The following is a 23,005-nucleotide window of genomic DNA, read 5'->3' as shown; positions in this document are numbered from 1 at the left end:
CAAGTGGTGCGCTCATGAACCTGCCCGACAACTCCTCTTCCTCGCCCTCCGACGGAGTCGGCGCGGCGGCGTTCAAACCGTCCACCGGCTACCTCGTCTGGCAGCTCGGGCACGCCCTGGGCGCCCGCCTCGAACGGGCGCTGCGTGACCTGGACCTCACGCTCGCCCAGCACAACGCCCTCCAGCACGCCGTCCAACGCCCCGGCGTCACCAGCGCCGAATCAGCCCGCCGCACAGGCGTGACCGCGCAGTCCATGGGCAGCGCGGTCGCCGACCTGACCGAGCGGGGACTCCTCGAACGCCGCCCACACCCCACCAACCGGCGCATGCTCGGCCTGCACCCCACTCAGGCCGGCGCCCTGCTCGCCGCCCGCGCCCAGGCGGTGATCGAGGACGTCAACGCCGAGGCGCTCGGCGTCCTGACACCCTCCGAACAGGCCACCGCCCACCTGCTCCTGCATCGCCTGGTCACGCACCTCAACCCCGACGCCCTGCGCCCACCCTCCTGAACGCACCGTGGCCCATGGGGCGCCCAGGCCGGCGATCTCCCCGGGGGACCCGGGCACGCGGCTTTCCGCCGCGCTCGGCGTGGCGGAAGAAAGGCTGCCCACGGCCGGGGAACCGGCGGATCGCGCCACGCGCCCCGGTCCCCCGATCCGGTGAAGCATCGTGTCGCTCACTTGCCTGCTATCACACCACCGCCAGCACCGACCGTCGGCCACAGGCAGGAAGGGCCGCAGCCGCCCCCTGCGCGCCCGGCGGACCACCGCGTTCGCCCCGTCCCTTGACGCGAACAACGATCCGATTGGCCGACAGTCACATCATCGGCCGGACATCCGTAGTCCTCCCGCCGTCCGTGCCCTTCTGGTCCACTGTCCCTGGACACAGGGACGGTTGACGAGACATCAGGGGGCACGGTGACCAGACGTCGCGGGCGTTCGGCAGCGGGCAGAGCGGTTCTCACGGTTGTCACGGCGTTCGGTGTACTGGCCGGCGCGGCCCTCGCGGGGGCGGCGCCGGCCGGTGCCGTTGCGGAGGGGAAGGGCATCGCACCGGGCGTCAGCTACCGGGAGTTCGACGTGCCCGCGGCCGCGGGGACGGCGCACGCCCATCTGCTCACGGTCGACCTCGGCAATCCGCACGTGCGCGTCGGCCTGCTGCACCCCGGGGCGGTGGCCGCCCGGGCCACGGTCTCCGCGATGGCGGACGCGGCCAAGGCGCTCGCGGGCGTCAACGGGGACTTCTTCGACATCACCGAGACCCAGCACCCGGGCGTCGAGGCCACCGGCGCGAGCGTCGGCCCGGCCGTCGCGGACGGCCAGGTGCTCAAGGCCGCGGTGCCCGGCGGCCAGCGGTTCGGGCCCGCGCTGCCACCGGGCACCACCACCGAGGACGTCGTCGGCGTGGGCACCGACCACCGGGCCCGTCTGGACCGCCTCTCCCTGACCGGCTCGGTGCGCACCCCGGCGGGCACGCTCCCCCTGAAGGGGCTCAACCAGTACGCGCTGCCGCAGAACTCGATCGGCGCCTACACCACCCGGTGGGGCGCCGCCTCCCGGGAGCGGGCCGTGTGCGGCACCGACACCAACCGTGGCGCGGGCTGCACCACGGACACCTACGAGGTGACCGTGCGCGGCGGCCGGGTGGTCTCTGCCGCGACCGCCCCGGGCGGCGGCGCGATCCCGCCGGACACCACGGTCCTGGTGGGGCGCGAGGAGGGCGCCCGGCAGCTGCGCGCGCTCGCCGTCGGGGACGCGGTGACCGTCACGCACTCCCTGACCGCGGCCGACTCCACGGTCCCCTACGCCTTCGCGGTCGGCGGCTTCCCGGTGCTGCGCGACGGCAAGCCGCTCGCCGGGCTGGACGACACCGCCTCGGCGGTGCGCACGGTGGTGGGGTTCAACGGCGGCGGCCGGCAGCTGCTGATCCTCGCGCTGGACGGGGCCGTCGCCTACCGCTCCGGCCTCACGGTCGCCGAAGAGGCCGCCACCATGCGGTCGTTGGGGGCGTCCTACGCGTTCAACCTGGACGGCGGCGGCTCCTCCGAGATGGTCACCCGGGACCCGGGCGCGGCCTCGGTGACCGTCCGCAACCATCCGAGCGGCGGCGCCGAACGCCCCGTGGCCAACGGGGTCGGTGTCTTCGAGACCGGCTGATCCGGCCGTGGACCTCAGGGCCGCAGGCTGCTGACCAGGTCGGCCGTCGCGTCGAGCCCGCTGTGGATGGTGGGCGCCATGCTCGTGCACGCCAGATAGAAGCCGAGCAGCATGCAGACCAGGCCGTGGGAGACCTTCAGCGAGCCGTTGCGCATGAAGATCACGGCCAGGATCAGGAGCAGCAGCACCACTGAGATGGAAATCGCCATCGGAACCTCCTCCGCCACGCCCAAATGGGGCATTCGATCGCAAGTGTGGCGTAGCGGAGGGTTCCGTCGGGCGGCTGGCGTGTCCGCCGAACGTGTGGTGTCTCGGCGGTGCGGCTCAGGGCGCCCGCAGGTCGACCAGTTCGGCCAGCGCCTCACGATGGGCGCCCGCGGTGCCGTAGGCGAGGGAGCCGGCCTTGGCCCGCTTGAGATACAGGTGCACGGGATGCTCCCAGGTCATGCCGATCCCGCCGTGCAGCTGGAGCGCCTCCTCGGCGGCGTGGACGGCGACCGGGGCGGCGTAGGCCTGGGCGACGGCCACCGTGATGTCGGTGTCCTCCCCCGTGGCCAGCGCGTCGGCGGCGGCGCGGGCGGCGGCCCGCAGACTGACCACCTCCAGCCAGAGCTGGGCGAGCCGGTGCTTGAGCGCCTGGAAACCGCCGACCGGCCGGTTGAACTGCTTGCGCTCCTTGAGGTAGCGCACCGTCTCCGTCAACGCCCAGTCGGCCACGCCCAGTTGTTCGGAGGCGAGAAGTCCGGCGGCGGCCCGCAGCGCGCGCCGCACGGCGGGTGCGGCGTCACCGACCCGGCGGCCGGGCGCGCCGTCGAGGGTGACGGTGGCGAGCGGCCGGGTGAGGTCGAGGGAGGGCACCGGGGTGCGGGTCACCGCGTCGGCGGCCACGGCGTACAGTCCGCCGTCGTCGGCCGGGACCAGCAGCACGTCCGCGGCGGTGGCGTCCGCGATACCGGTCAACTCGCCGTGCAGCAGGCCGTCTTCTGCCCGGACGGTGCGCACCTCGGCGCCCGGGGCCACGTGCAGCCCGACCGCCAGTACGCCGATGGTGCGCCCGGTGGCCAGTCGGCCGAGCAGCTCCGCGTCGCCACAGGCGAGCAGGGCCTCGGTGGCCACGACCGCACTCGCGAGATACGGCACCGGAGCGACGGCCCGCCCCAACTCCTCCAGGACGACGGCGACTTCCCGGTGGGAGGCGCCCTGCCCGCCCTGTTCCTCGGGGATCAGGAGTCCGGCGAGGCCCATGCTCCCGGCGAGGGACTTCCATAGATCGAGGTCGTGCGGGGTGCCGGACTCGATACGGGCGATGACGTCGGCCGCGGCGCAGTGGTCCGTGAGCAGGTCCCGCACGGCGGCCCGCAGCGCCTCTTCCTCCTCCGAGTACAACAGGTCGGTCATCGGGCCAGGTCCTTCCAGGCGACGTCCTTGTCGGTGCGCGGCTCGGCGGGCAGCCCGAGGACGCGCTCGGCGACGATGTTCAGCAGGACCTCGCTGGTCCCGCCCTCGATGCTGTTGCCCTTGGCCCGCAGATAGCGGTAGCCGGCGTCGCGGCCGGTGAAGTCCACCAGTTCGGGGCGGCGCATGGTCCAGTCGTCGTACAACAGGCCTTCCTCGCCGCGGAGTTCCACCTCCAGGCCGCTGATCTCCTGGTTGAGGCGGGCGAACGCGAGCTTCATGCCGGAGCCCTCGGGGCCGGGTTGGCCCGCGACCAGCTGCTGGCGCAGCCGCTCGCCGGTGAACCGGGCGACCTCGGCCTCCACCCAGAGCTTCAGCAGCCGCTGGTGCAGGTCGTGGGTGCGCGCCTCGGGCCTCTCGCGCCAGGTCCGGGCGACCGGGCCGATCATGCCGCCCTCGCGGGGCAGCCGCATGCCGCCGATGGAGACGCGCTCGTTCATCAGCGTGGTCTGGGCCACCCGCCAGCCCTCGCCGACCTCGCCGAGGCGGCGGCTGTCGGGGATGCGGACGCCGGTGAGGAAGACCTCGTTGAACTCGGCCTCACCGGTGATCTGCCGCAGCGGCCGCACCTCGACACCGGGGTCGGTCATGTCGCAGACGAAGTAGGTGATGCCCTGGTGCTTGGGCAGGTCCGGGTCGGTGCGGGCGATCAGGATGGCCCAGCGGGCCAGGTGGGCGCTGGAGGTCCACACCTTCTGCCCGTCGACCACCCACTCGTCGCCGTCCCGGACCGCCCGGGTGCCGAGCGCGGCCAGGTCGGAGCCGGCGCCCGGCTCGCTGAACAGCTGGCACCAGACCTCCTCGCCGGTCCACAGGGGCCGCAGGAAGCGCCGCTTCTGCTCCTCGGTGCCGTACTTGAGGATCGTCGGCGCGGCCATCCCGAGTCCGATGCCGATCCGCCGCGGGTCGTTGTCCGGGGCGCCCGCCGCCGCCAGCTTTGCGTCCACGGCCGCCTGGAGCGAGCGCGGCGCGCCGAGGCCGCCCAGCCCCTGCGGGTAGTGCACCCAGGCGAGCCCGGCGTCGAAGCGGGCGCGCAGGAAGTCCAGCCGTTCGGTGTGCTCCGGCGGGTACGCGGCGAGGAACTCCCGCGTGCGGTCGACCAGTTCGTCGGGGCGGCTCACGACGCTCCCTCCAGGACCACGGCGACCCGGCCGGTGGTGCGGCCCGCCGCCACCTTCTGCACGGCGGCCGCGGCCCCGGCCAGCGGCACCCGCTCGCTCACCAGCGGCTTGATCGCGCCGCGCGCGGCCAGTTCGGTCAGCTGCTCGTGGCAGCGCAGGACCAGCTTGGGGTTCTTGGTGTTGTACAGGCCCCAGTGCAGGCCGACGATCGAGTAGTTCTTCACCAGGGCGTGGTTGAGCGCCGGGGTGGGGATGGTGCCGCCGGCGAAGCCGACGACCAGGATGCGGCCCTCGAAGGCGGCCAGCTTGGCGGACTGGGCGTAGGCCTCGCCGCCGACCGGGTCGTAGATCACATCGGCACCGCGCCCGCCGGTGGCCTCCTTGACGGCGGCGACGACGTCCTCGGTGCGCCGGTCCACCACCACGTCACAGCCCAGCTCACGGGCGACGGCGGCCTTCTCGGCCCCGCCGACCACGCCGATGACCGTGGCGCCGGCCGCCTTGCCGAGCTGCACGGCGGCGCTGCCCACCCCACCGGCCGCGGCGTGCACCAGCAGGGTCTCGCCCGCCTCCAGCCGCGCCCGCCGGTGCAGCCCGAACCAGCCGGTCTGGTAGCCGATGTGCAGGGCGGCGGCCTCCGCGTCGTCCAGCGCCTCGGGCGCGGGCAGCACGGCCGCCTCGTCCGCGACGGTGTACTCGGCGAAGCCGCCGTACGGCAGCGCCGGGGTGGCGATCACCCGGCGGCCGTCCTCCGTCTCGCCGCAGATCTCCACGCCCGGGGTGAACGGCAGCGGCGGGCGCACCTGGTACTGCCCCCGGCACAGCAGCGCGTCCGGGAAGTTGACGTTCGCCGCCCGCACCCGCAGCAGCACCTGCCCGTCGCCCGGGGTGGGCCGCGCGGTCTCGGCGAGACGCATCACCTCGTCGGGCTCGCCGTTCTCGTGCACCTGCCATGCCTGCATACGGGGCCTCCACGCGACCGCATCGTCCGACCGGGTTCCGCCCGCATACTAAGCGGTCGCTTGCCCGTGAGGGAACACCCCACGTGGAGGGCTCACCTCCGCGCCGCCGGTCGCGCCCGCACATGCATCCGCTCCCCCTGCGGCCCGAACAGGCTCAGGAACTCCGCCGGCCCCTCCCCCGTCGACCCGAACCAGTGCGGCACCCGGGTGTCGAACTCGGCCGCCTCCCCCGCCGACAGCACCACGTCGTGCTCGCCGAGCACCAGCCGCAGCCGTCCGGAGAGCACGTACAGCCACTCGTACCCCTCGTGCGTGCGCGGGTCGGGCTCCTCCCGGCGTCTGGGTTCGAGCACCTTGAAGGCCTGGAGGCCGCCGGGCTGGCGGGTCAGCGGCCAGAACGTGCGGCCGTACCGCCGCACGGGCTCCGCCCGCACCCGGGGATCGCCGACCGGGGGCGCGCCGACCAGTTCGTCCAGCGGGACCTGGTGGGCCTGGGCGATCGGCAGCAGCAACTCCAGGCTGGGCCTGCGCAGCCCGGACTCCAGCCGGGACAGCGTGCTCACGGAGATGCCGGTGGCCTCGGACAGCGCGGCCAGCGTCACCTCCCGTTCCTTGCGGATCCGCCGCAGCCGGGGACCCACCTCCGCCAGAACGTCTTCGGTACCCATGAGCCCATTGCAGTTTCGGCAAAGATGTTTGTCAATCCCGCAGACCTAGGGTGAACGTCGGGGGCGGAGGTGGTCACATGACCGAGAACAGGGCCGCGCGCCACGAGGTGATCGTCGTCGGCGGCGGGGCGGCCGGGCTGTCCGCCGCGCTGGTGCTGGGCCGGGCCCGGCGCCGGACGCTGGTCGTGGACGCGGGTGAGCCGCGCAACACGCCGTCCCCCCACATGCAGGGCTATCTGACCCGGGACGGCATGTCCCCGGCGGACTTCCTGGCCGCGGGCCGGGAGGAGATCGCCCGGTACGGGGTGGAACTGGTCCGCGACCGGGTCGTGGACGCGAGCCGTGACGAGGACGGCTTCACCGTCGTCCTCGCGGGCGGGGACACCGCGCGGGCCCGGCAGCTGGTGGTCGCCACCGGGCTGCGCGACGAGCTGCCGCCGCTGCCGGGGCTGGCCGAGCGGTTCGGCCGGGACGTGCTGCACTGCCCGTACTGCCACGGCTGGGAGGCCCGCGACCTGCCGACCGGAGTGCTCGCGGCGTCCGCGCTCGGCGTCCACCAGGCGCTGATGGTCACGCAGTGGTCGAAGGACGTCCGGTTGTTCCTGCACCTCGTGCCGGAGGCGGAGCTGGCGGACGAGGACCTGCGGCGGCTCGCCGCCGCCGGGGTCGAGGTGGTGCCCGGGGAGGTCGCGGGGCTCGTCGTCGCGGGCGACCGGCTCACCGGCGTACGCCTCGCCGACGGCACGGTGCACGACCGCGAGGTGCTGTACGCCGCGCCGCGGCCCGTGCCGCGCAACGAACTGTTCGTCCGGCTGGGCGCCGAACTGCGCGAGACGCCCTTCGGCGCCTACCCGGTGATCGACGAGCGGGGCCTGACGAGCGTGCCCGGACTGTGGGCGGCGGGCAACGCGAGCGGCTTCGCCGAGCAGGTGGTCAACGCGGCGAGCCGGGGGTACCGGGCGGGCGCGGCGATCAACGGGGAGCTGCTGTTCGCCGACCTGGACGCGGCGCTGGGATAGCGCCGCCCCCGGGGGCCGGGCGCAGGTGTCGGGGCCGCCCGCGCGGTGCACTCTGAGGGCATGTTGCTGAGTCGGCTCGCGCAGGTGTCGGGTGAGGTCGCCGCCACGGCGGCGCGATCGCGGAAGATCGGGCTGCTCGCGGAGCTGTTCCGCGAGGCGGACGCGGAGGACGTGCCGGTCGTCATCCCCTATCTGGCGGGACGGCTGCCGCAGGGCCGGCTCGGCGTCGGCTGGAAGGTGCTGGGCCGCCCGGTGCCGCCCGCCGCCGAACCGGTGCTCACCGTCCGCGAGGTGGACGCGCTCCTCACCGACCTGGGCAAGCTCTCCGGACCCGGCTCCCAGGCGGAGCGCGCCCGGCTGGTCGGCGCGCTGCTGGGCGCGGCCACCGAGCCGGAGCAGCGCTTCCTGCGCGGCCTGCTCACCGGCGAGGTCCGCCAGGGGGCGCTGGACGCCGTCGCCGTGGAGGGCCTGGCACGGGCGACCGGCGCGGACCCGCACGACGTACGGCGGGCGGTGATGCTGTCGGGCTCGCTCCAGACGGTCGCGCGGGCCCTGCTGGGCGAGGGACCCGCCGCGCTCGACCGGTTCCGGCTCACCGTGGGCCGTCCGGTGCTGCCGATGCTGGCGCACAGCGCCTCCTCCGTCGCCGAGGCGGTGCGCAAACTGGGCGCCTGCGCGGTGGAGGAGAAGCTGGACGGCATCCGGGTGCAGGTGCACCGGGACGGCGACTCGGTGCGCGTGCACACCCGCACACTGGACGACATCACCGCACGGCTGCCCGAAGTGACCGCCGCCGCGCTGGAGTTGGGGGGTGAGCGGTTCATCCTGGACGGCGAGGTGATCTCCTTCGACGCGGCCGGGCGACCCCGCTCCTTCCAGGAGACGGCGGGCCGGGTCGGCTCCCGCACCGACGTGGCGCGGGCCGCCGGACAGGTCCCGGTCTCCCCCGTCTTCTTCGACGTGCTCGCCGTCGACGGCCGTGATCTGCTCGACCTGCCGTTCGCCGAGCGGCACGCGGAGCTGGCCCGGCTGGTGCCCGAGCCGATGCGGGTGCGGCGCACGGTGGCCGGGGGGCCGCAGGACATCCCCGCGGCGGAACGGTTCCTCGCCGAGACGCTGGCCCGGGGCCACGAGGGCGTCGTGGTCAAGTCGCTGGACGCACCGTACAGCGCCGGCCGGCGCGGCGCCGCCTGGCTCAAGGTCAAGCCCGTGCACACCCTCGACCTGGTGGTCCTGGCCGCCGAACGGGGCCACGGCAGGCGCACCGGGAAACTCTCCAACCTCCATCTCGGCGCGCGCACCGCCGACGGCGGCTTCGCGATGCTCGGCAAGACCTTCAAGGGCATGACGGACGCCATGCTCGACTGGCAGACCGAGCGGCTCGGGGGACTGGCGGTCGAGGACGACGGCTGGACGGTCCGGGTCCGCCCCGAACTCGTCGTGGAGATCGCCTACGACGGCCTCCAGCGCTCCTCCCGCTACCCGGCCGGCGTCACCCTGCGCTTCGCGCGCGTGCTGCGCTACCGCGAGGACAAGAGGCCCGAGGAGGCCGATACGGTGGAGGCCCTGCTCGCGGCCCACCCGGAGGTCACACCGTGACGGTGCGAAGGACGAAGCGCAGTGCGGGGCTGCTGGTGTTCCGGCCCGCGCCCGGGGGGATCGAGGTGCTGCTCGGCCATATGGGCGGACCGCTGTGGGCGAAGAAGGAGGTCGGCGCCTGGACCGTGCCCAAGGGCGAGTACGAGGGCGACGAGCCCGCCTGGGAGGCCGCCCGGCGCGAGTTCCGGGAGGAGCTGGGCCTCACGCCGCCCGCCGGGGAGGCGGTGCCGCTGGGCGAGGTCGTGCAGAAGAACGGCAAGGTCGTCACCGCCTGGGCGGTGGCGGGCGACCCGGACCTGACCGGATTCACCCCCGGTACCTTCACCATGGAGTGGCCCCCGCGCTCGGGCCGGCGCCAGGAGTTCCCCGAGCTGGACCGGGTGGCCTGGCTCGGGCTGGAGCGGGCCCGTGAGGTGATCATCACGGCGCAGGCGGAGTTTCTCGACCGGCTGGCGGAGTACTCGGCCTGAAACAGCGACCTGGCGTTGCGCTCGGACGGGCCGCGCGCGAAGGTCTAAGCACAGCCCGCTCCCAGGGAGGTCAGCCATGCCCATCGCGACGGTGAACCCGGCGAACGGCGAGACGCTCAAGACGTACGAGCCCATGGGCGAGGAGGAGCTGGAACGCCGGCTCCAGCTCGCCGAGGCCACGTTCCGCACGTACCGGACGACCACGTTCGCCGAGCGCGCCCGGCTGCTGAACAAGGCCGCCGACCTGCTGGACGAGGACCGGCAGGAAATCGGCAGGGTCATGACCACGGAGATGGGCAAGCCCGTGCAGCAGGCCCGCGCGGAGGCCGCGAAGTGCGCCAAGGCCATGCGCTGGTACGCCGAGCACGCCGAGGCCCTGCTCGCCGACGAGGAGCCCGCCGCGGCCGACGTCGAGGACTCCGGGGCGAGCCGGGTGCGGGTCCGCTACCGCCCGCTGGGCCCCGTGCTCGCGGTGATGCCGTGGAACTTCCCGCTGTGGCAGGTGGTCCGGTTCGCCGCGCCCGCGCTGATGGCGGGCAACGTGGGACTGCTCAAGCACGCCTCCAACGTCCCCCAGACCGCCCTCTACCTGGAGGACCTGTTCCACCGGGCGGGCTTCCCCGAGGGCTGTTTCCAGACACTGCTGATCGGCTCCGCCGCGGTGGACGACATCCTGCGCGACGAGCGGGTCAGGGCGGCCACCCTCACGGGCAGCGAGCCCGCCGGGCGCGCGGTCGCCTCCACCGCCGGGGAGATGATCAAGAAGACGGTGCTGGAGCTGGGCGGCAGCGACCCCTTCGTCGTACTGCCCTCCGCCGACATCGACCGCGCGGCCCAGGTCGCGGTGACCGCGCGCGTGCAGAACAACGGGCAGTCCTGCATCGCCGCCAAGCGGTTCATCGTGCACACCGACGTCTACGACGCCTTCGCCGAGCGGTTCGTCGCGGGCATGAAGGCGCTCAAGGTCGGCGACCCGCTGGAGGAGGACACCGAGGTCGGGCCGCTCGCCAGCGAGCAGGGGCGCAAGGACCTGGAGGAGCTGGTCGACGACGCCAGGCGCAGCGGGGCGCGGGTGCTGTGCGGCGGCGAGCGGCCGGACGGACCGGGCTGGTACTACCCGCCGACCGTGCTCGCCGGCATCACCCGGGAGATGCGCATCCACCGCGAGGAGGCCTTCGGACCGGTGGCCACGCTGTACCGGGCCGACGACCTGGAAGAGGCGCTGCTCATCGCCAACGACTCGCCGTTCGGACTGAGTTCGAACGTCTGGACGCGAGAGGAGAGCGAGATCGAGCGGTTCGCGCGGGACCTGGAGGCCGGGGCGGTGTACGTCAACGGGATGACCGCCTCCCACCCGGCGTTCCCCTTCGGCGGCGTGAAGCGGTCGGGGTACGGCCGTGAGCTGTCCGGGCACGGAATCCGGGAGTTCTGCAACATCACGACGGTTTGGCAGAGTGCGTGACGGCTGCGGGTCTACCATCCCCTTTTGTGAACCGCGAAGTGACTCTGCCTCTGATCGTCGACGACCGCGGGACCTTGCAGGTGGCTGCGGCCGATGTGAGCAAGTTGTTGCGAACCGTGGGCGGGCGCTGGCTGCGGTTGGTCGAGGCCGGGGAGCGGGGGCTGGACGAGGACACCGTCGCCGCGCTGACGATCGAGCTGGCGAAGCTGGCGGACCGGATCGACGTGGCGTGCATCGCGCACAGCAGCGGCCCGCCGTAGGAGCCCGCCCCGCCGGCCCTCCCCGGAACCTCGCCTCGTACGTCCGCAGCGGCCCCCCGTACGCACCGGCCCGCTCCCCGTCGAGCGTCCCGGCGCCGAGGGCCGCCCGGACCGCCGCCGTCGCCCGCCGCTCCGGCTCGGGCGACGGCTCGGTGGAGAGGCCGAAGCAGGCGCAGGCGGTGTCCGGGAAGCCGTAGCGGGCGCGCGGGCCCCTGGGCGATCCGGCTGCAACGGCCGCTCCAGGCGGCGAAGTTGGCGGTGGGCGCCACGACCGCGTCGGCCGGGAACGCGTCGAGGGCGAGCCAGGCCGCGTAGGCCGGAGAGGCCGGCAGCGGGCGCGGGGGCGTGCCCGCGGGCGAGACCGCGCAGGCCGCGGCGGAGCCGGCGGGTGCCGGGCGACCGCCCCTCCCCCCGTCCGCGGGCGTGGTGAAGAAGGCCGCGGAGCCGGTGCCGGCGCGCGCCGCGTTCGGCGAGCGGTACGACGGGGCGGCCGAGGGCACCGGATCGAGGGCCCCGACGGCGCTCCCCAGCAGGTCTTTCGCGCTAACGGCCGGCGTGGTTTTTTCGCTCGTCCGGCCTCGGAAGTCCTCCTTCGGGACCGACACGGCGTCCCCGATTCGGAGTAACCCAACGCGAGATACTCGTCCCCCCGGGTGACGGTGGGTGAAGCACCTCCTGAGGTGAACCACCTTCTGACCGGTGGGTGAAGGCCCACCGGACACGCGGAAAGCAGGGACGGTTCATGGCGACTTTGTGCAGACCATCGGTGTCGGTCCCGGAGCACGTGATCACGATGGAGGAGACGCTGGAGCTGGCGCGCTCGCGCCACGCCGACCACCCTCAACTGGCGCTGGCACTGCGGCTCATCGAGAACACCGGCGTGAAGACCCGGCACATCGTGCAGCCCATCGAGGAGACCCTCAAGCACCCCGGCTTCGAGGACCGCAACAAGCTCTACGAGGCCGAGGCGAAGGCCCGGGTCCCCGCGGTGATCCAGCGGGCGCTGGACGACGCCGAGCTGCTCACCACCGACATCGACGTGATCATCTACGTGTCGTGCACGGGCTTCATGATGCCCTCGCTCACGGCCTGGCTGATCAACGAGATGGACTTCGACAGCACCACCCGCCAACTCCCCATCGCCCAGCTGGGCTGCGCGGCCGGCGGCGCCGCGATCAACCGGGCCCACGACTTCTGCACGGCGTACCCCAACGCCAACGCGCTGATCGTGGCCTGCGAGTTCTGCTCGCTGTGCTACCAGCCCACCGACCTCGGCGTCGGCTCGCTGCTGTCCAACGGCCTGTTCGGTGACGGCATCGCCGCCGCCGTGGTGCGCGGACGCGGCGGCAGGGGCGTCCGGCTGGAGCGCAACGGCTCCTACCTGATCCCGAAGACCGAGGACTGGATCGCCTACGACGTGCGGGCCACCGGCTTCCACTTCCTGCTGGACAAGCGGGTGCCCACCACCATGGAACCGCTCGCCCCGGCGCTCAAGGACCTGGCGGGCAACCACGGCTGGGACGCCACCGACCTGGACTTCTACATCATCCACGCCGGCGGCCCCCGCATCCTCGACGACCTCAGCAAGTTCCTGGAGGTCGAGCCGCACGCGTTCCGGTTCAGCCGGTCCACGCTCACCGAGTACGGCAACATCGCCAGCGCCGTCGTCCTGGACGCGCTGCGCCGGCTGTTCGACGAGGGCGGCGCCGAGGAGGGGGCGCGCGGACTGCTCGCCGGCTTCGGCCCCGGCATCACCGCCGAGATGACGGTGGGCCGCTGGAGCGACGGGGACGGGGGCGGGCGATGACCGAGACCGAGGAGGCGACGCTCAGCGAGGCCGTGCCGCCGGTCCGGTACTGGCCGGCGCTCGACCTGACCGGGACGGACTTCGACCCGGTGCTCAGGGAGCTGATGGCCGAGGGCCCGGTCACCCGCATCCAGCTGCCCAACGGCGAGGGCTGGGCGTGGCTGGTCACCCGCTACGACGATGTGCGGATGGTGACCAACGACCCCCGCTTCGGCCGTGAGGCGGTCATGGACAAGCCGGTCACCCGGCTGGCCCCGCACTTCATACCCGACCGGGGCGCGGTCGGTTTCCTGGACCCGCCCGACCACACCCGGCTGCGCCGTTCGGTCACCGCGGCGTTCACCGCCAAGGGCGTGGAGCGGGTGCGCGACAAGGCCCGCGCCACGCTGGACGAGATGGTCGACCGGCTCCTGGCCGACGGCCCGCCCGCCGATCTGACGGCGGCGGTCCTCAGCCCGTTCCCCATCGCGGTGATCTGCGAGCTGATGGGCGTTCCGGCCGCCGACCGGCACGACATGCACGAGTGGACCCAGCTGATCCTGTCGTCCGCGCACGGCAAGGAGGTCAGCGAGCGGGCCAAGCGCGAGATGAGCGCGTACTTCCGCGACCTCGTCGGGCGGCGCGTGGACAGCACGGACGAGGACGTCGCCTCGCTGCTGGGCGCCGCCGTGGGCCTGGGCGAGGTCACCCTGGAGGAGGCCGTCGGGCTCGCCGTGCTGCTCCAGATCGGCGGCGAGGCGGTCACCAACAACAGCGGGCAGATGGTCTATCTGCTGCTGACCCGCCCCGAGCTGGCCGAACGGCTGCGCTACGAGCCGGCGATCCGCCCCCGGGCCATCGACGAGCTGCTGCGGTACATCCCGCACCGCAACGCGGTCGGCCTGTCCCGGATCGCCCTGGAGGACGTCGAGATCAGGGGTGTGCGGATCCGCGCGGGCGACGCGGTCTACGTCTCCTACCTGGCCGCCAACCGCGACCCGGAGGTCTTCCCCGATCCGGAGACGATCGACGTCACCCGCAGCCCCAACCCGCATGTCTCCTTCGGCTTCGGGCCGCACTACTGCCCGGGCGGTCAGCTCGCCCGGCTGGAGTCCGAGCTGATCGTCGACGCCCTGCTGGACCGGATACCGGGCCTGAAGCTGGCCGTGCCGCCCGATGAGGTGCCCTTCAAAAAGGGCGCGCTGATCCGTGGCCCCGAGGCCCTGCCCGTGATGTGGTGAGGCCGCGATGACGACGATCGAAGGGCTGACATCGGCATCGGTCGAGGGGCTGCTCGTCCCGCCGGGCCACGGCCGGGTGGTGGAGACGCCCGCCCAGCGGGTCACGTTCAAGGTCACCGGCGTGCACTCGCGGATGGCCTCCACCTTCGAGGTGGAGGTCCCGCCGGGCTTCGACGTCGGTGCCCATGTGCACACCCGCAGCGAGGAGTTGTTCTACGTCCTGGAGGGCGAGCTGGACGTGCTCGCCTTCGAGCCCCGCATCCGTACCCCGGACAACTGGAAGAAGTGGGAGTCGAGTTCGGGCAACAGGGTGGTCCGGGCGACGCCGGGCACCGTCATCGTCGTACCCCCCGGCTGCCCGCACGCGTTCGCCAACCCGACGGACACCCCCGCCAAGATGTTCTTCCAGGCGAGCCCGCCCCCCGACCACGAGCGCTACTTCGAGGAGCTCCTGGAGATCCTGAGCGACGGCGGACCGCCCGACCAGGAGGCGATCGAGGCGCTGCGGCTGAAGTACGACATCGAGCAGCTCACGCCGCTCCGGCACCGGTGACCACGGTCACCCCGAGGAGCGGGGGAACCGGGCGGCCGGCCGCGATCGACGGATCGCGGCCGGCCGCCCGGTTCGACGGTGGCGTCAGCGAATGGACATCCCGGACAGCGTCCGCGCGATGACCAGCCGCTGGATCTCGCTGGTCCCCTCGAAGATGGTGTAAATGGCCGCGTCCCGGTGCATGCGCTCCACCGGGTACTCGCGGGTGTACCCGTTCCCGCCGAGGATCTGGATCGCCTGCGCGGTCACCTTCTTCGCGGTCTCGCTGGCGAAGAGCTTGGACATCGACCCCTCGGCCGCGGTGAACGGCTTCCCGTTGATCGCCATCCACGAAGCCCGCCACACCAGCAGCCGCGCGGCGTCGATCTGCGTGCGCATGTCCGCGAGCTGGAAGGCGACGCCCTGGTTGTCGATGATCGGCCGCCCGAACTGCTCCCGGGTCCTGGCGTAGTCGAGGGCGACCTCGTAGGCCGCCCGCGCGGTGCCCACGGCCATCGCCCCGACCGCCGGACGCGACGCCTCGAACGTGGCCATCGCCGCGTTCTTCACCCGCTCGCCGCCCTGGGCCTTCGCCTTCTCGCGGGCGCGCGCGAGGCGCTCGTCCAGCTTCTCCTTGCCGCCGAGCAGGCACGACCCGGGGACGCGGACGTTGTCGAGGACGACCTCGGCGGTGTGCGAGGCGCGGATGCCGTGCTTCTTGAACTTCTGGCCCTGCGTGAGGCCCGGCGTGCCCGGCGGGACGATGAAGGAGGCGTGGCCCTTGGAACCCAGCTCCGGGTCGACGCTGGCCACCACGACGTGGACGTTGGCTATGCCGCCGTTGGTCGCCCAGGTCTTCGTGCCGTTGAGCACCCACTCGTCCTTGGCCTCGTCGTAGACCGCGCGGGTGCGCATGGAGGCCACGTCGGAGCCGGCGTCGGGCTCGGAGGAGCAGAACGCGGCGACCTTGACGTCGGTGGCGTCGCCGTACATCTGCGGGATCCAGGTGCCGATCTGCTCCTCGGTGCCGTTGGCGAGGACGCCGACCGCGGCCAGACCGGTGCCGACGATGGACAGCGCGATGCCCGCGTCGCCCCAGAACAGCTCCTCCATGGCCATCGGGATGCCGAGGCCGGTGGGGTCGAAGTACTGCTGCGCGTAGAAGTCGAGGGAGTAGATGCCGACCTTCGCGGCCTCCTGGATGACCGGCCAGGGGGTCTCCTCGCGCTCGTCCCACTCGGCGGCGGCCGGCCGGATCACCTCGGCGGCGAAGCCATGGAGCCAGTCCCGGACTTCCTTTTGCTCGTCGTTCAGCTCCATGGTGAACTCGGCCATGTCCCCTCCAGCGGCGTACGGTGTTACTAGCGGTAACGCGAGTCTGTTACCGACGGGTAGGAAAAGTCAACCTGCGATGGCCTCTCGGCAGCCCGTTCGATGTCAGGGCCACGGGCAGTGTTAGTTTGCGCAGGCGTCACCGATTCAGCACGGGTGGGGAGAGTACATGGACACCACGCAGCGGACCGATCAGCAGCGGTCCGCCGACCGCCGACGGCGCGAGCTGCTGGAGGCCGCCGACCGGGTGGTGCTCCGCGACGGCCCGCAGGCGTCGATGAACGCGATCGCCGCCGAGGCGGGGATCACCAAGCCGATCCTCTACCGCCACTTCGGCGACAAGGGCGGGCTCTACGCCGCCCTCGCCAAGCGGCACACCGACGCGCTGCTGTCCTCCCTGCGCGCGGCGCTGGACGCCCCGGCGGACCGGCGGGAGCGCGTGGAGTCCACGCTGGACACCTATCTCGCCGCCATCGAGGCCCGCCCCCAGGTCTACCGGTTCCTGATGCACCCGGCCGAGGGCAGCACCGGCACCGACCAGGGCTTCGACGTGGGCAAGCACAGCGCCCCGCTGCTGCGGCGGATGGGCGAGGACCTGGCCCAGGTCATCGAGGAGCGGGTGGACCTCGGCCCCGGCAGCCAGCAGCTCGCCCGGGTGTGGGGGCACGGCATCGTCGGCATGATGCACGCCGCCGGCGACTGGTGGCTGGGCGAACGCCCCTGCTCGCGCGCGGAGTTGGTGCGCTCCCTCGCCGACCTGCTGTGGGGCCGGCTGGCGGCCGCCGGGGACAGGGTGGGAGGACCCGGCTTCTGAGTCAGCGGCTCCAGGAGGCCCGCCGGATCCGCCGTTCCAGCAGGCGCCGCCGCCACCCCGTCACACGGTCCGCGTAGACCCGGCCCTCCAGATGGTCGCACTCGTGCTGCAGGCACCGGGCGAAGAAACCCGTGCCGTGGACGGTGACCGGCTCCCCCGTCACCGTGAAACCCTCGACCACCGCGTGGTCGTACCGCTCCGTGCCCGCCTCCAGGCCCGGCAGCGACAGACAGCCCTCGGGCCCCCGCAGCACGATCCCGTCCACCGTCACCAGCCGCGGGTTCACCACATGGCCGAGGTGCCGGACGTCCTCGTCGTCCGGGCAGTCGTAGACGAACACCCGCAGCGGCACCCCGATCTGATTCGCGGCCAGCCCCACTCCCCGCGCCGCGTACATCGTGGCGAACAGGTCCTCCACGAGCGCCGCGAGCGCGGGGCCGAAGTCGGTGACCTCCGCGCATCGTTCGCGCAAGCCGCCGTCGCCGAGCAGGGTGAGAGGCCGGACGCGCCCGTGGGCGCCCGCAATGGAACCGTGTCGCATGGCGGCAAGGGTACGGTTCGTTCAGCTCATGCCCGCCGCCATGGGTGCGACCGGGATTCGGGTGTGGGAATGGATCTCGATAGGCTGAGGGTTCACACCACGTTGCCGGATGGCCCCAGGCGCGGCGCGTACGCAAGGAGGATCGAGAACTGATGGCAGGCAACTCGGACCCGCTCACGCCGCGGGCCAAGCTGGCCGTGACCGCGGGCAAGGCGGTCGCTGCGGCATCGCGGGCCGCCGGGCGGGGCAGCGGGTCGGTGATCGGGGGCAAGGTCGCGCTGCGGCTCGACCCCGACCTCCTGGCGCGGCTGGCCCAGAACCTGGACGTCGTGCTGGTGTCCGCCACCAACGGCAAGACCACCACCACCCGGCTGATCGCGGAAGCGCTGCGCGCCGCGGGACCGGTCGTCTCGAACGCGCTCGGCGCCAACATGCCGGCCGGCATCACCTCGGCGCTCGCGGGCGGCTCGGACGCCAAGTTCGGCGTCATAGAGGTCGATGAGAAGTACCTGGCCGGAGTGGCCCGGGACACCGACCCCAAGTGCATCGCCCTGCTCAACCTCTCGCGCGACCAGCTCGACCGCGCCGCCGAGACCCGGATGCTCGCCGAGAACTGGCGCGAGGGCCTGGCCGGCTCCAAGGCGGTCGTCGTCGCCAACTGCGACGACCCGCTGGTGGTGTGGGCCGCCTCCTCCTCCCCGAACGTGATCTGGGTCGCGGCCGGGCAGATGTGGAAGGACGACGCCTGGTCCTGCCCGTCCTGCGGTGGCGTGATGCAGCGCCCCGGCGACGACTGGTTCTGCGGCGAGTGCGGCTTCCGCCGGCCCACGCCCTCCTGGGCGCTGTCCGGGGACCACGTCCTCGACCCGCACGGCTCGGCCTGGCCGATCCACCTCCAGCTGCCGGGCCGCGCCAACAAGGCCAACGCGGCCAGCTCCGCGGCCGTCGCCGCCGTCTTCGGGGTGCCGCCGCAGGTCGCCCTGGAGCGGATGTACCAGGTGCAGGCGGTCGCCGGACGCTATGACGTCGTGCAGTTCCAGAACCGGGACCTGCGGCTGCTGCTCGCCAAGAACCCGGCCGGCTGGCTGGAGACCTTCTCCCTGATCGACCCGCCGCCCGCCCCGGTGATCCTGTCCGTGAACGCGCGCGGGGCCGACGGCACCGACACCTCCTGGCTGTGGGACGTCGACTACACCCGGCTGACCGGCCACCCGATCTTCGTGCTCGGTGACCGCAAGCTGGACCTCGCGGTCCGTCTGGAAGTGGCCAACCAGCACTTCCAGGTCTGCGAGAACCTCGACCAGGCCGTCCAGCTGTGCCCGCCGGGCCGGATCGAGGTCATCGCGAACTACACCGCGTTCCAGGACCTGCGCCGCCGCGTCGGCAACTGATCTTCGAAGGGCGATCACCTCATGAGCGACAACCAACTGCGGCTGGTGTGGATCTACCCGGACCTGCTGAGCACCTACGGCGACCAGGGCAACGCCCTCGTCGTGGAACGCCGGGCCCGGCAGCGCGGCCTGGACGTGGCCCGGCTGGACGTGCGCAGCGACCAGCCGATCCCGACCTCCGGCGACATCTACCTGATCGGCGGCGGCGAGGACCGTCCGCAGCGGCTCGCGGCCGAGCGGCTGCGCCGCGACGGGCACCTCCAGCGGGCGGTGCAGAACGGTGCCATCGTCTTCTCGGTGTGCGCCGGCTACCAGATCCTCGGCCACGAGTTCATCAACGACCTCGGCCAGCGCGAGCCGGGCCTCGGGCTGCTCGACGTGGTCTCGGTGCGCGGCGAGGGCGAGCGGTGCGTCGGCGACGTGCTCGCGGACATCGACCCGCAGCTCGGACTGCCCCCGCTGACCGGCTTCGAGAACCACCAGGGCGTCACCCATCTCGGCCCCACGGCCCGCCCGTTCGCCCGGACCAAGATCGGCCGGGGCAACGGCACCGGGGACGGCACGGAGGGCGCCTACAACGGGACCGTCTTCGGCACGTACATGCACGGGCCGGTCCTCGCCCGCAACCCGCTGATCGCCGATCTCCTGCTGAAGCTGGCGCTCGACGTCAACGCGCTGCCGCCGATCGACGACCGCTGGTACGACGCGCTGCGCGAGGAGCGCATCGCGGCCGCGCAGCAGCCCGCGTAGGCACCGGCGCGTGGCTCCCAAGAGCCGCGCGTCAGGACCTTCTCAGCGGTTTCCGGCAGGCTTGTGACGGGCCCGACTGACGGCTCGTCCGCTCATCTGGGCGGGCGCGTCCAGCAGGCGGACGCCCGCTACGGAGCCACCCCCTCACGCCGGTAGGGTGATCGGGAATCCGCCGGACAACGTGGTCCGGTCTCCCGGCCCACGTTCGAGAAGGTAATTCGGGCTATGCGCATTGGTGTCCTCACGTCCGGCGGCGACTGCCCCGGCCTGAACGCCGTCATCCGGTCCGTCGTGCACCGTGCCGTCGCCGACCACGGCGACGAGGTCATCGGTTTCCGGGACGGCTGGAAGGGCCTGCTGGAGTGCGACTCCGTGAAGCTCGACCTGGACGCCGTGGGTGGCATCCTGGCGCGCGGCGGCACCATCCTCGGCTCCTCCCGGGTCCGCCCGGAGCACCTGCGCGACGGGGTCGAGCGGGCCAAGGGACACGTGGCGGATCTCGGTCTCGACGCGATCATCCCGATCGGCGGCGAGGGCACCCTGAAAGCGGCCCGGCTGCTCTCGGACAGCGGGCTGCCCATCGTGGGCGTACCGAAGACGATCGACAATGACATCGCTGTCACCGATGTCACCTTCGGCTTCGACACCGCCGTGACCGTGGCGACCGAGGCGCTGGACCGGCTGAAGACCACCGCCGAGTCCCACCAGCGGGTCCTGATCGTGGAGGTCATGGGCCGGCACACCGGCTGGATCGCCCTGCACTCCGGCATGGCGGCCGGCGCCCACGCCGTCGTCGTACCGGAACGGCCCTTCGACATCGACGAGTTGACCCGGAAGGTCGGCGACCGGTTCGCGGCGGGCAAGCGCTTCGCCATCGTGGTCGCCGCCGAGGGCGCCAAGCCCCGCGCCGGCTCCATGGACTTCGACGAGGGCGGCAAGGACGTCTACGGCCACGAGCGCTTCGCCGGCATCGCCCGCCAGCTCTCCGTCGAGCTGGAACAGCGGCTCGGCAAGGAGGCGCGGCCGGTCATCCTCGGGCATGTGCAGCGCGGCGGCACCCCGACCGCCTACGACCGGGTGCTGGCCACCCGCTTCGGCTGGCACGCGGTGGAGGCGGTGCACCGGGGCGAGTTCGGGATGATGACGGCCCTGCGCGGCACGGAGATCGTGATGGTGTCGCTGGCGGAGGCCGTGGAGACCCTGAAGACGGTTCCGGCGGAGCGGTACGACGAGGCGGAGTGCGTCCTCTAGGGTCTTTCGTTTGGATCAGGCCGGATCAGGGAGCGGGGTCTGGTGCGTGCAGATGCAAGGCGGAGGAGGGAGTCAACGCGGAGCGTTGGCGACCGACGACAACGCCGCAGATGTGCGTGCCAGACCCCGCGAGCCCGGCATGATCCAGACGAGAGGCCCTAGCCCGGCCGCGTGACACCCGTGCGCCCGGCCGTTGGTCCGGCCGTGAACTACCCGCCCCCGGTCATCGGCATGACCGGGGGCGGCTCTACTCTTGTGAGCGGACAGAATCGCACAACTCCCACGAATCAGGAGCCGCCGCATGGATCACATGGGTCACATGGATCACAGCGGACACGGCATGATGATGGACATGCCACCGTTCACGCTCGGGCGGGGGCTCCAGTGGTCGGCCGAACCGTTCTTCCTGGTGACCTGCCTGCTCGGGCTGGCCCTGTACGGGTGGGGGGTCGTACGGCTGCGCCGGCGCGGCGACACGTGGTCCATGGCCCGGACGGTCTCGTTCGTCACCGGTGTGCTGACGATCATGCTGGTGATGTGCACCAGGCTGAACGACTACGGGATGGTCATGTTCAGCGTGCACATGGTGCAGCACATGGTCATCAGCATGCTGTCGCCGATCCTGATCCTGCTCGGCGCCCCGGTCACGCTGGCGCTGCGCGCGCTGCCGACCGCGGGCCGGGGCCGCACGGGCCCGCGCGAGCTGCTGCTGATGCTGCTGCACAGCCGGTACATGCGGATCATCACCCACCCGCTGTTCACCATCCCGATGTTCATCGCGAGCCTGTACGTGCTCTACTTCACCCCGCTGTTCGACTTCCTGATGGGGTCGAGGACCGGGCACATCGCGATGATGGTGCACTTCCTCGCGGTCGGTGTCGTCTTCTTCTGGCCGATCATCGGCGTGGACCCGGGTCCGCACCGGCCGGGCCACCTGATGCGGATGCTGGAGCTGTTCGCGGGCATGCCGTTCCACGCGTTCTTCGGCATCGCGCTGATGATGGCGTCGACCCCGATGGTGACGACGTTCCTGCACCCGCCCGCCTCGCTCGGCATCGACGCCCTCTCCGACCAGAGCTCGGCCGGCGGCATCGCCTGGGCCTTCAGCGAGGTCCCCTCCGTGCTGGTGCTGATCGCGCTGCTGTTCCAGTGGTACGGCTCCGAGCAGCGGCAGGCCAAGCGCAAGGACCGGCAGGCGGACCGGGACGGCGACAAGGAGCTGGAGGCGTACAACGCCTACCTGGCCTCGCTGAGCACACGCCAGGGCTGAGTTCCGGGTTCCCCCGGGACCGGGTTCCGGGGAAACCCGGGGACCTGGTCGGGGGTATCCCCTACGGGCGGCGGCCGGGGCACCATGGTCGGGACGGACCATGAGGGGGGTGCCGCGATGCCCGGTTCCACCAAGACGATGGGCGCGCTCACGGCCGGCGCGCTCGTCGCCGTGACCGCGTACACGGTCGCGCTCGGCGGCGACGGCTGGCTCTGGTTCGGCTGGGTGGTGCTGGGGTTGCTGACCCTCGCCATGGCCGTCACCCAGCCGTAGCCGTGTCGCGAGTCCCGGCTGGTTACAGTGCCCGCATGAACAGCAGGACGCCGTCCTTCGACGATCTCGACCGCAAGATCACCACCGCCCTGATGGCGAACGCGAGGACCAGCTTCGCCGAGATCGGCGCGGCGATCGGGCTCTCCGCGACGGCGGTCAAGCGGCGCGTGGACCGGCTGCGCGAGACCGGGGTGATCACCGGGTTCACGGCAACGGTGCGGCCCTCGGCGCTCGGCTGGCGCACCGAGGCGTACGTCGAGGTCTACTGCGAGGGCGCGGCCCCGCCCCGGCGCCTCGCGGAGGTCGTCCGCAACCATCCGGAGATCACGGCGGCCATGACGGTGACCGGCGGCGCCGACGCGCTGCTGCACGTGCGGGCGCGAGACGTGGAGCACTTCGAGGAGGTGCTGGAGCGGATCCGCACCGAGCCGTTCATCCGGAAGACGATCAGCGTGATGGTGCTCTCCCATCTGCTCCCCGACAGCCCGGAGGCGGGGGCCACCCAGGCGGCCCCTGAATGACCTGCGGACGGCTCGCCGACGGCCCGGAAAGGGGCGTGCGGAGGGCGCACGGAGGCCCCGGGAAAGGACCCGGAAACGGGATACGGACGGCCGTCGGCGGATGATCAGAAGTATGCGCAAAAAGCCTGCGT

General features: G+C 72.5%; 24 protein-coding genes. 17 read left to right on the top strand and 7 right to left on the bottom strand.

Translation table 11 applies throughout. The annotated features are described in order from the left end of the window. Positions 1 to 14: 14 nt before the first annotated feature. Both HZZ00_RS12215 and HZZ00_RS12210 read left to right on the top strand, forming a co-directional pair. Positions 15 to 509, top strand: a complete 495-nt coding sequence (locus HZZ00_RS12215; protein ID WP_180332195.1) for a MarR family winged helix-turn-helix transcriptional regulator — start codon at positions 15 to 17, stop codon at positions 507 to 509. Positions 510 to 917: 408 nt separating this feature from the next. Further along, positions 918 to 2,156: a phosphodiester glycosidase family protein gene (locus HZZ00_RS12210; RefSeq protein WP_180332194.1), complete on the top strand. Its 1,239-nt coding sequence runs from the start codon at positions 918 to 920 to the stop codon at positions 2,154 to 2,156. A 14-nt stretch (positions 2,157 to 2,170) separates the two neighbouring features. Here the strand turns inward: HZZ00_RS12210 and HZZ00_RS12205 are convergent, their stop codons facing one another. The 5 genes from HZZ00_RS12205 to HZZ00_RS12185 form a co-directional block, all read right to left on the bottom strand. After that, positions 2,171 to 2,365: a hypothetical protein gene (locus tag HZZ00_RS12205; protein ID WP_070028124.1), complete on the bottom strand. Its 195-nt coding sequence runs from the start codon at positions 2,363 to 2,365 to the stop codon at positions 2,171 to 2,173. Between the two features lie 115 nt (positions 2,366 to 2,480). Further along, entirely contained in the window at positions 2,481 to 3,554 is a 1,074-nt protein-coding gene (locus tag HZZ00_RS12200; RefSeq protein ID WP_180332193.1) for an acyl-CoA dehydrogenase family protein, read from the bottom strand. Beyond that, the gene (locus HZZ00_RS12195) at positions 3,551 to 4,732 is read right to left on the bottom strand and encodes an acyl-CoA dehydrogenase family protein (RefSeq protein WP_180332192.1); all 1,182 of its coding nucleotides are present in this window, start codon (positions 4,730 to 4,732) and stop codon (positions 3,551 to 3,553) included. The genes HZZ00_RS12200 and HZZ00_RS12195 overlap by 4 nt, the downstream gene beginning before the upstream one ends. Then, positions 4,729 to 5,694, bottom strand: a complete 966-nt coding sequence (locus tag HZZ00_RS12190; RefSeq protein WP_070028127.1) for an NADPH:quinone oxidoreductase family protein — start codon at positions 5,692 to 5,694, stop codon at positions 4,729 to 4,731. Before HZZ00_RS12190 ends, HZZ00_RS12195 begins: the two co-directional genes overlap by 4 nt. A 92-nt stretch (positions 5,695 to 5,786) precedes the next feature. Then, complete coding sequence (locus HZZ00_RS12185) at positions 5,787 to 6,362, bottom strand: helix-turn-helix domain-containing protein (protein ID WP_180332191.1); 576 nt, start codon at positions 6,360 to 6,362, stop codon at positions 5,787 to 5,789. A gap of 77 nt (positions 6,363 to 6,439) precedes the next feature. Between HZZ00_RS12185 and HZZ00_RS12180 the strand changes: the two genes are divergently transcribed. The 8 genes from HZZ00_RS12180 (at position 6,440) to HZZ00_RS12145 (ending at position 14,752) form a co-directional block, all read left to right on the top strand. Continuing rightward, positions 6,440 to 7,381: an NAD(P)/FAD-dependent oxidoreductase gene (locus HZZ00_RS12180; protein WP_180332190.1), complete on the top strand. Its 942-nt coding sequence runs from the start codon at positions 6,440 to 6,442 to the stop codon at positions 7,379 to 7,381. A 60-nt stretch (positions 7,382 to 7,441) separates the two neighbouring features. Beyond that, positions 7,442 to 8,980 carry an ATP-dependent DNA ligase gene (locus tag HZZ00_RS12175; protein WP_180332189.1) on the top strand — a complete coding sequence of 513 codons (1,539 nt, stop codon included), beginning with the start codon at positions 7,442 to 7,444 and terminating at the stop codon, positions 8,978 to 8,980. Next, entirely contained in the window at positions 8,977 to 9,450 is a 474-nt protein-coding gene (locus tag HZZ00_RS12170; protein WP_180332188.1) for an NUDIX domain-containing protein, read from the top strand. Before HZZ00_RS12175 ends, HZZ00_RS12170 begins: the two co-directional genes overlap by 4 nt. A 76-nt stretch (positions 9,451 to 9,526) precedes the next feature. Next, positions 9,527 to 10,912, top strand: coding sequence for an NADP-dependent succinic semialdehyde dehydrogenase (locus HZZ00_RS12165; protein WP_180332187.1), 1,386 nt, complete (start codon positions 9,527 to 9,529; stop codon positions 10,910 to 10,912). 26 nt (positions 10,913 to 10,938) lie between these two features. Further along, positions 10,939 to 11,172, top strand: coding sequence for a DUF6213 family protein (locus HZZ00_RS12160; RefSeq protein WP_071828720.1), 234 nt, complete (start codon positions 10,939 to 10,941; stop codon positions 11,170 to 11,172). 742 nt (positions 11,173 to 11,914) lie between these two features. Next, entirely contained in the window at positions 11,915 to 12,979 is a 1,065-nt protein-coding gene (locus HZZ00_RS12155; protein ID WP_180332186.1) for a type III polyketide synthase, read from the top strand. Next, the gene (locus HZZ00_RS12150; RefSeq protein WP_180332185.1) at positions 12,976 to 14,199 is read left to right on the top strand and encodes a cytochrome P450; all 1,224 of its coding nucleotides are present in this window, start codon (positions 12,976 to 12,978) and stop codon (positions 14,197 to 14,199) included. Before HZZ00_RS12155 ends, HZZ00_RS12150 begins: the two co-directional genes overlap by 4 nt. 7 nt (positions 14,200 to 14,206) lie before the next feature. Further along, the gene (locus HZZ00_RS12145; RefSeq protein ID WP_180332184.1) at positions 14,207 to 14,752 is read left to right on the top strand and encodes a cupin domain-containing protein; all 546 of its coding nucleotides are present in this window, start codon (positions 14,207 to 14,209) and stop codon (positions 14,750 to 14,752) included. Positions 14,753 to 14,836: 84 nt separating this feature from the next. On the opposite strand, the gene HZZ00_RS12140 is transcribed toward HZZ00_RS12145, so the two are convergent. Further along, positions 14,837 to 16,066 carry an acyl-CoA dehydrogenase family protein gene (locus tag HZZ00_RS12140; protein ID WP_180332183.1) on the bottom strand — a complete coding sequence of 410 codons (1,230 nt, stop codon included), beginning with the start codon at positions 16,064 to 16,066 and terminating at the stop codon, positions 14,837 to 14,839. 166 nt (positions 16,067 to 16,232) lie between these two features. Here HZZ00_RS12140 and HZZ00_RS12135 point away from each other — a divergent pair, with 166 nt between their 5' ends. Beyond that, complete coding sequence (locus HZZ00_RS12135) at positions 16,233 to 16,877, top strand: TetR family transcriptional regulator (RefSeq protein WP_070028148.1); 645 nt, start codon at positions 16,233 to 16,235, stop codon at positions 16,875 to 16,877. A gap of 1 nt (position 16,878) precedes the next feature. Here the strand turns inward: HZZ00_RS12135 and def are convergent, their stop codons facing one another. Further along, positions 16,879 to 17,418, bottom strand: coding sequence for a peptide deformylase (gene def / locus HZZ00_RS12130; RefSeq protein ID WP_070028150.1), 540 nt, complete (start codon positions 17,416 to 17,418; stop codon positions 16,879 to 16,881). Positions 17,419 to 17,570: 152 nt separating this feature from the next. Here def and HZZ00_RS12125 point away from each other — a divergent pair, with 152 nt between their 5' ends. The 6 genes from HZZ00_RS12125 (at position 17,571) to HZZ00_RS12100 (ending at position 22,874) form a co-directional block, all read left to right on the top strand. Then, entirely contained in the window at positions 17,571 to 18,809 is a 1,239-nt protein-coding gene (locus tag HZZ00_RS12125) for a MurT ligase domain-containing protein (protein WP_180332182.1), read from the top strand. Positions 18,810 to 18,830: 21 nt separating this feature from the next. Beyond that, on the top strand, positions 18,831 to 19,559 hold the full coding sequence (locus HZZ00_RS12120; protein ID WP_070028154.1) for a type 1 glutamine amidotransferase: 729 nt from the start codon (positions 18,831 to 18,833) through the stop codon (positions 19,557 to 19,559). A 225-nt stretch (positions 19,560 to 19,784) separates the two neighbouring features. Then, on the top strand, positions 19,785 to 20,810 hold the full coding sequence (locus HZZ00_RS12115; protein WP_180332181.1) for a 6-phosphofructokinase: 1,026 nt from the start codon (positions 19,785 to 19,787) through the stop codon (positions 20,808 to 20,810). Positions 20,811 to 21,129: 319 nt separating this feature from the next. Next, entirely contained in the window at positions 21,130 to 22,080 is a 951-nt protein-coding gene (locus tag HZZ00_RS12110; protein WP_180333474.1) for a cytochrome c oxidase assembly protein, read from the top strand. A gap of 117 nt (positions 22,081 to 22,197) precedes the next feature. Further along, on the top strand, positions 22,198 to 22,353 hold the full coding sequence (locus tag HZZ00_RS12105) for a hypothetical protein (RefSeq protein WP_180332180.1): 156 nt from the start codon (positions 22,198 to 22,200) through the stop codon (positions 22,351 to 22,353). Positions 22,354 to 22,388: 35 nt separating this feature from the next. Continuing rightward, the gene (locus HZZ00_RS12100; RefSeq protein WP_070028160.1) at positions 22,389 to 22,874 is read left to right on the top strand and encodes an Lrp/AsnC family transcriptional regulator; all 486 of its coding nucleotides are present in this window, start codon (positions 22,389 to 22,391) and stop codon (positions 22,872 to 22,874) included. Positions 22,875 to 23,005: the final 131 nt, after the last annotated feature.

The organism is Streptomyces sp. NEAU-sy36 (assembly GCF_013423905.1).
In the GTDB taxonomy this organism is placed as follows: domain Bacteria; phylum Actinomycetota; class Actinomycetes; order Streptomycetales; family Streptomycetaceae; genus Streptomyces; species Streptomyces misionensis.
Note: the sequence above shows the minus strand (reverse complement) of the source record. Positions and strands in the feature narration are given on the sequence as shown.

Coding starts and splice junctions, on each gene's coding strand:
- HZZ00_RS12215 (WP_180332195.1), top strand. CDS start 15: ATGAACCTGCCCGACAACTCCTCTTCCTCGCCCTCCGACGGAGTCGGC.
- HZZ00_RS12205 (WP_070028124.1), bottom strand. CDS start 2,365: ATGGCGATTTCCATCTCAGTGGTGCTGCTGCTCCTGATCCTGGCCGTG.
- HZZ00_RS12200 (WP_180332193.1), bottom strand. CDS start 3,554: ATGACCGACCTGTTGTACTCGGAGGAGGAAGAGGCGCTGCGGGCCGCC.
- HZZ00_RS12190 (WP_070028127.1), bottom strand. CDS start 5,694: ATGCAGGCATGGCAGGTGCACGAGAACGGCGAGCCCGACGAGGTGATG.
- HZZ00_RS12185 (WP_180332191.1), bottom strand. CDS start 6,362: ATGGGTACCGAAGACGTTCTGGCGGAGGTGGGTCCCCGGCTGCGGCGG.
- HZZ00_RS12180 (WP_180332190.1), top strand. CDS start 6,440: ATGACCGAGAACAGGGCCGCGCGCCACGAGGTGATCGTCGTCGGCGGC.
- HZZ00_RS12175 (WP_180332189.1), top strand. CDS start 7,442: ATGTTGCTGAGTCGGCTCGCGCAGGTGTCGGGTGAGGTCGCCGCCACG.
- HZZ00_RS12165 (WP_180332187.1), top strand. CDS start 9,527: ATGCCCATCGCGACGGTGAACCCGGCGAACGGCGAGACGCTCAAGACG.
- HZZ00_RS12155 (WP_180332186.1), top strand. CDS start 11,915: ATGGCGACTTTGTGCAGACCATCGGTGTCGGTCCCGGAGCACGTGATC.
- HZZ00_RS12150 (WP_180332185.1), top strand. CDS start 12,976: ATGACCGAGACCGAGGAGGCGACGCTCAGCGAGGCCGTGCCGCCGGTC.
- HZZ00_RS12145 (WP_180332184.1), top strand. CDS start 14,207: ATGACGACGATCGAAGGGCTGACATCGGCATCGGTCGAGGGGCTGCTC.
- HZZ00_RS12140 (WP_180332183.1), bottom strand. CDS start 16,066: ATGGCCGAGTTCACCATGGAGCTGAACGACGAGCAAAAGGAAGTCCGG.
- HZZ00_RS12135 (WP_070028148.1), top strand. CDS start 16,233: ATGGACACCACGCAGCGGACCGATCAGCAGCGGTCCGCCGACCGCCGA.
- def (WP_070028150.1), bottom strand. CDS start 17,418: ATGCGACACGGTTCCATTGCGGGCGCCCACGGGCGCGTCCGGCCTCTC.
- HZZ00_RS12125 (WP_180332182.1), top strand. CDS start 17,571: ATGGCAGGCAACTCGGACCCGCTCACGCCGCGGGCCAAGCTGGCCGTG.
- HZZ00_RS12120 (WP_070028154.1), top strand. CDS start 18,831: ATGAGCGACAACCAACTGCGGCTGGTGTGGATCTACCCGGACCTGCTG.
- HZZ00_RS12115 (WP_180332181.1), top strand. CDS start 19,785: ATGCGCATTGGTGTCCTCACGTCCGGCGGCGACTGCCCCGGCCTGAAC.
- HZZ00_RS12110 (WP_180333474.1), top strand. CDS start 21,130: ATGGATCACAGCGGACACGGCATGATGATGGACATGCCACCGTTCACG.
- HZZ00_RS12105 (WP_180332180.1), top strand. CDS start 22,198: ATGCCCGGTTCCACCAAGACGATGGGCGCGCTCACGGCCGGCGCGCTC.
- HZZ00_RS12100 (WP_070028160.1), top strand. CDS start 22,389: ATGAACAGCAGGACGCCGTCCTTCGACGATCTCGACCGCAAGATCACC.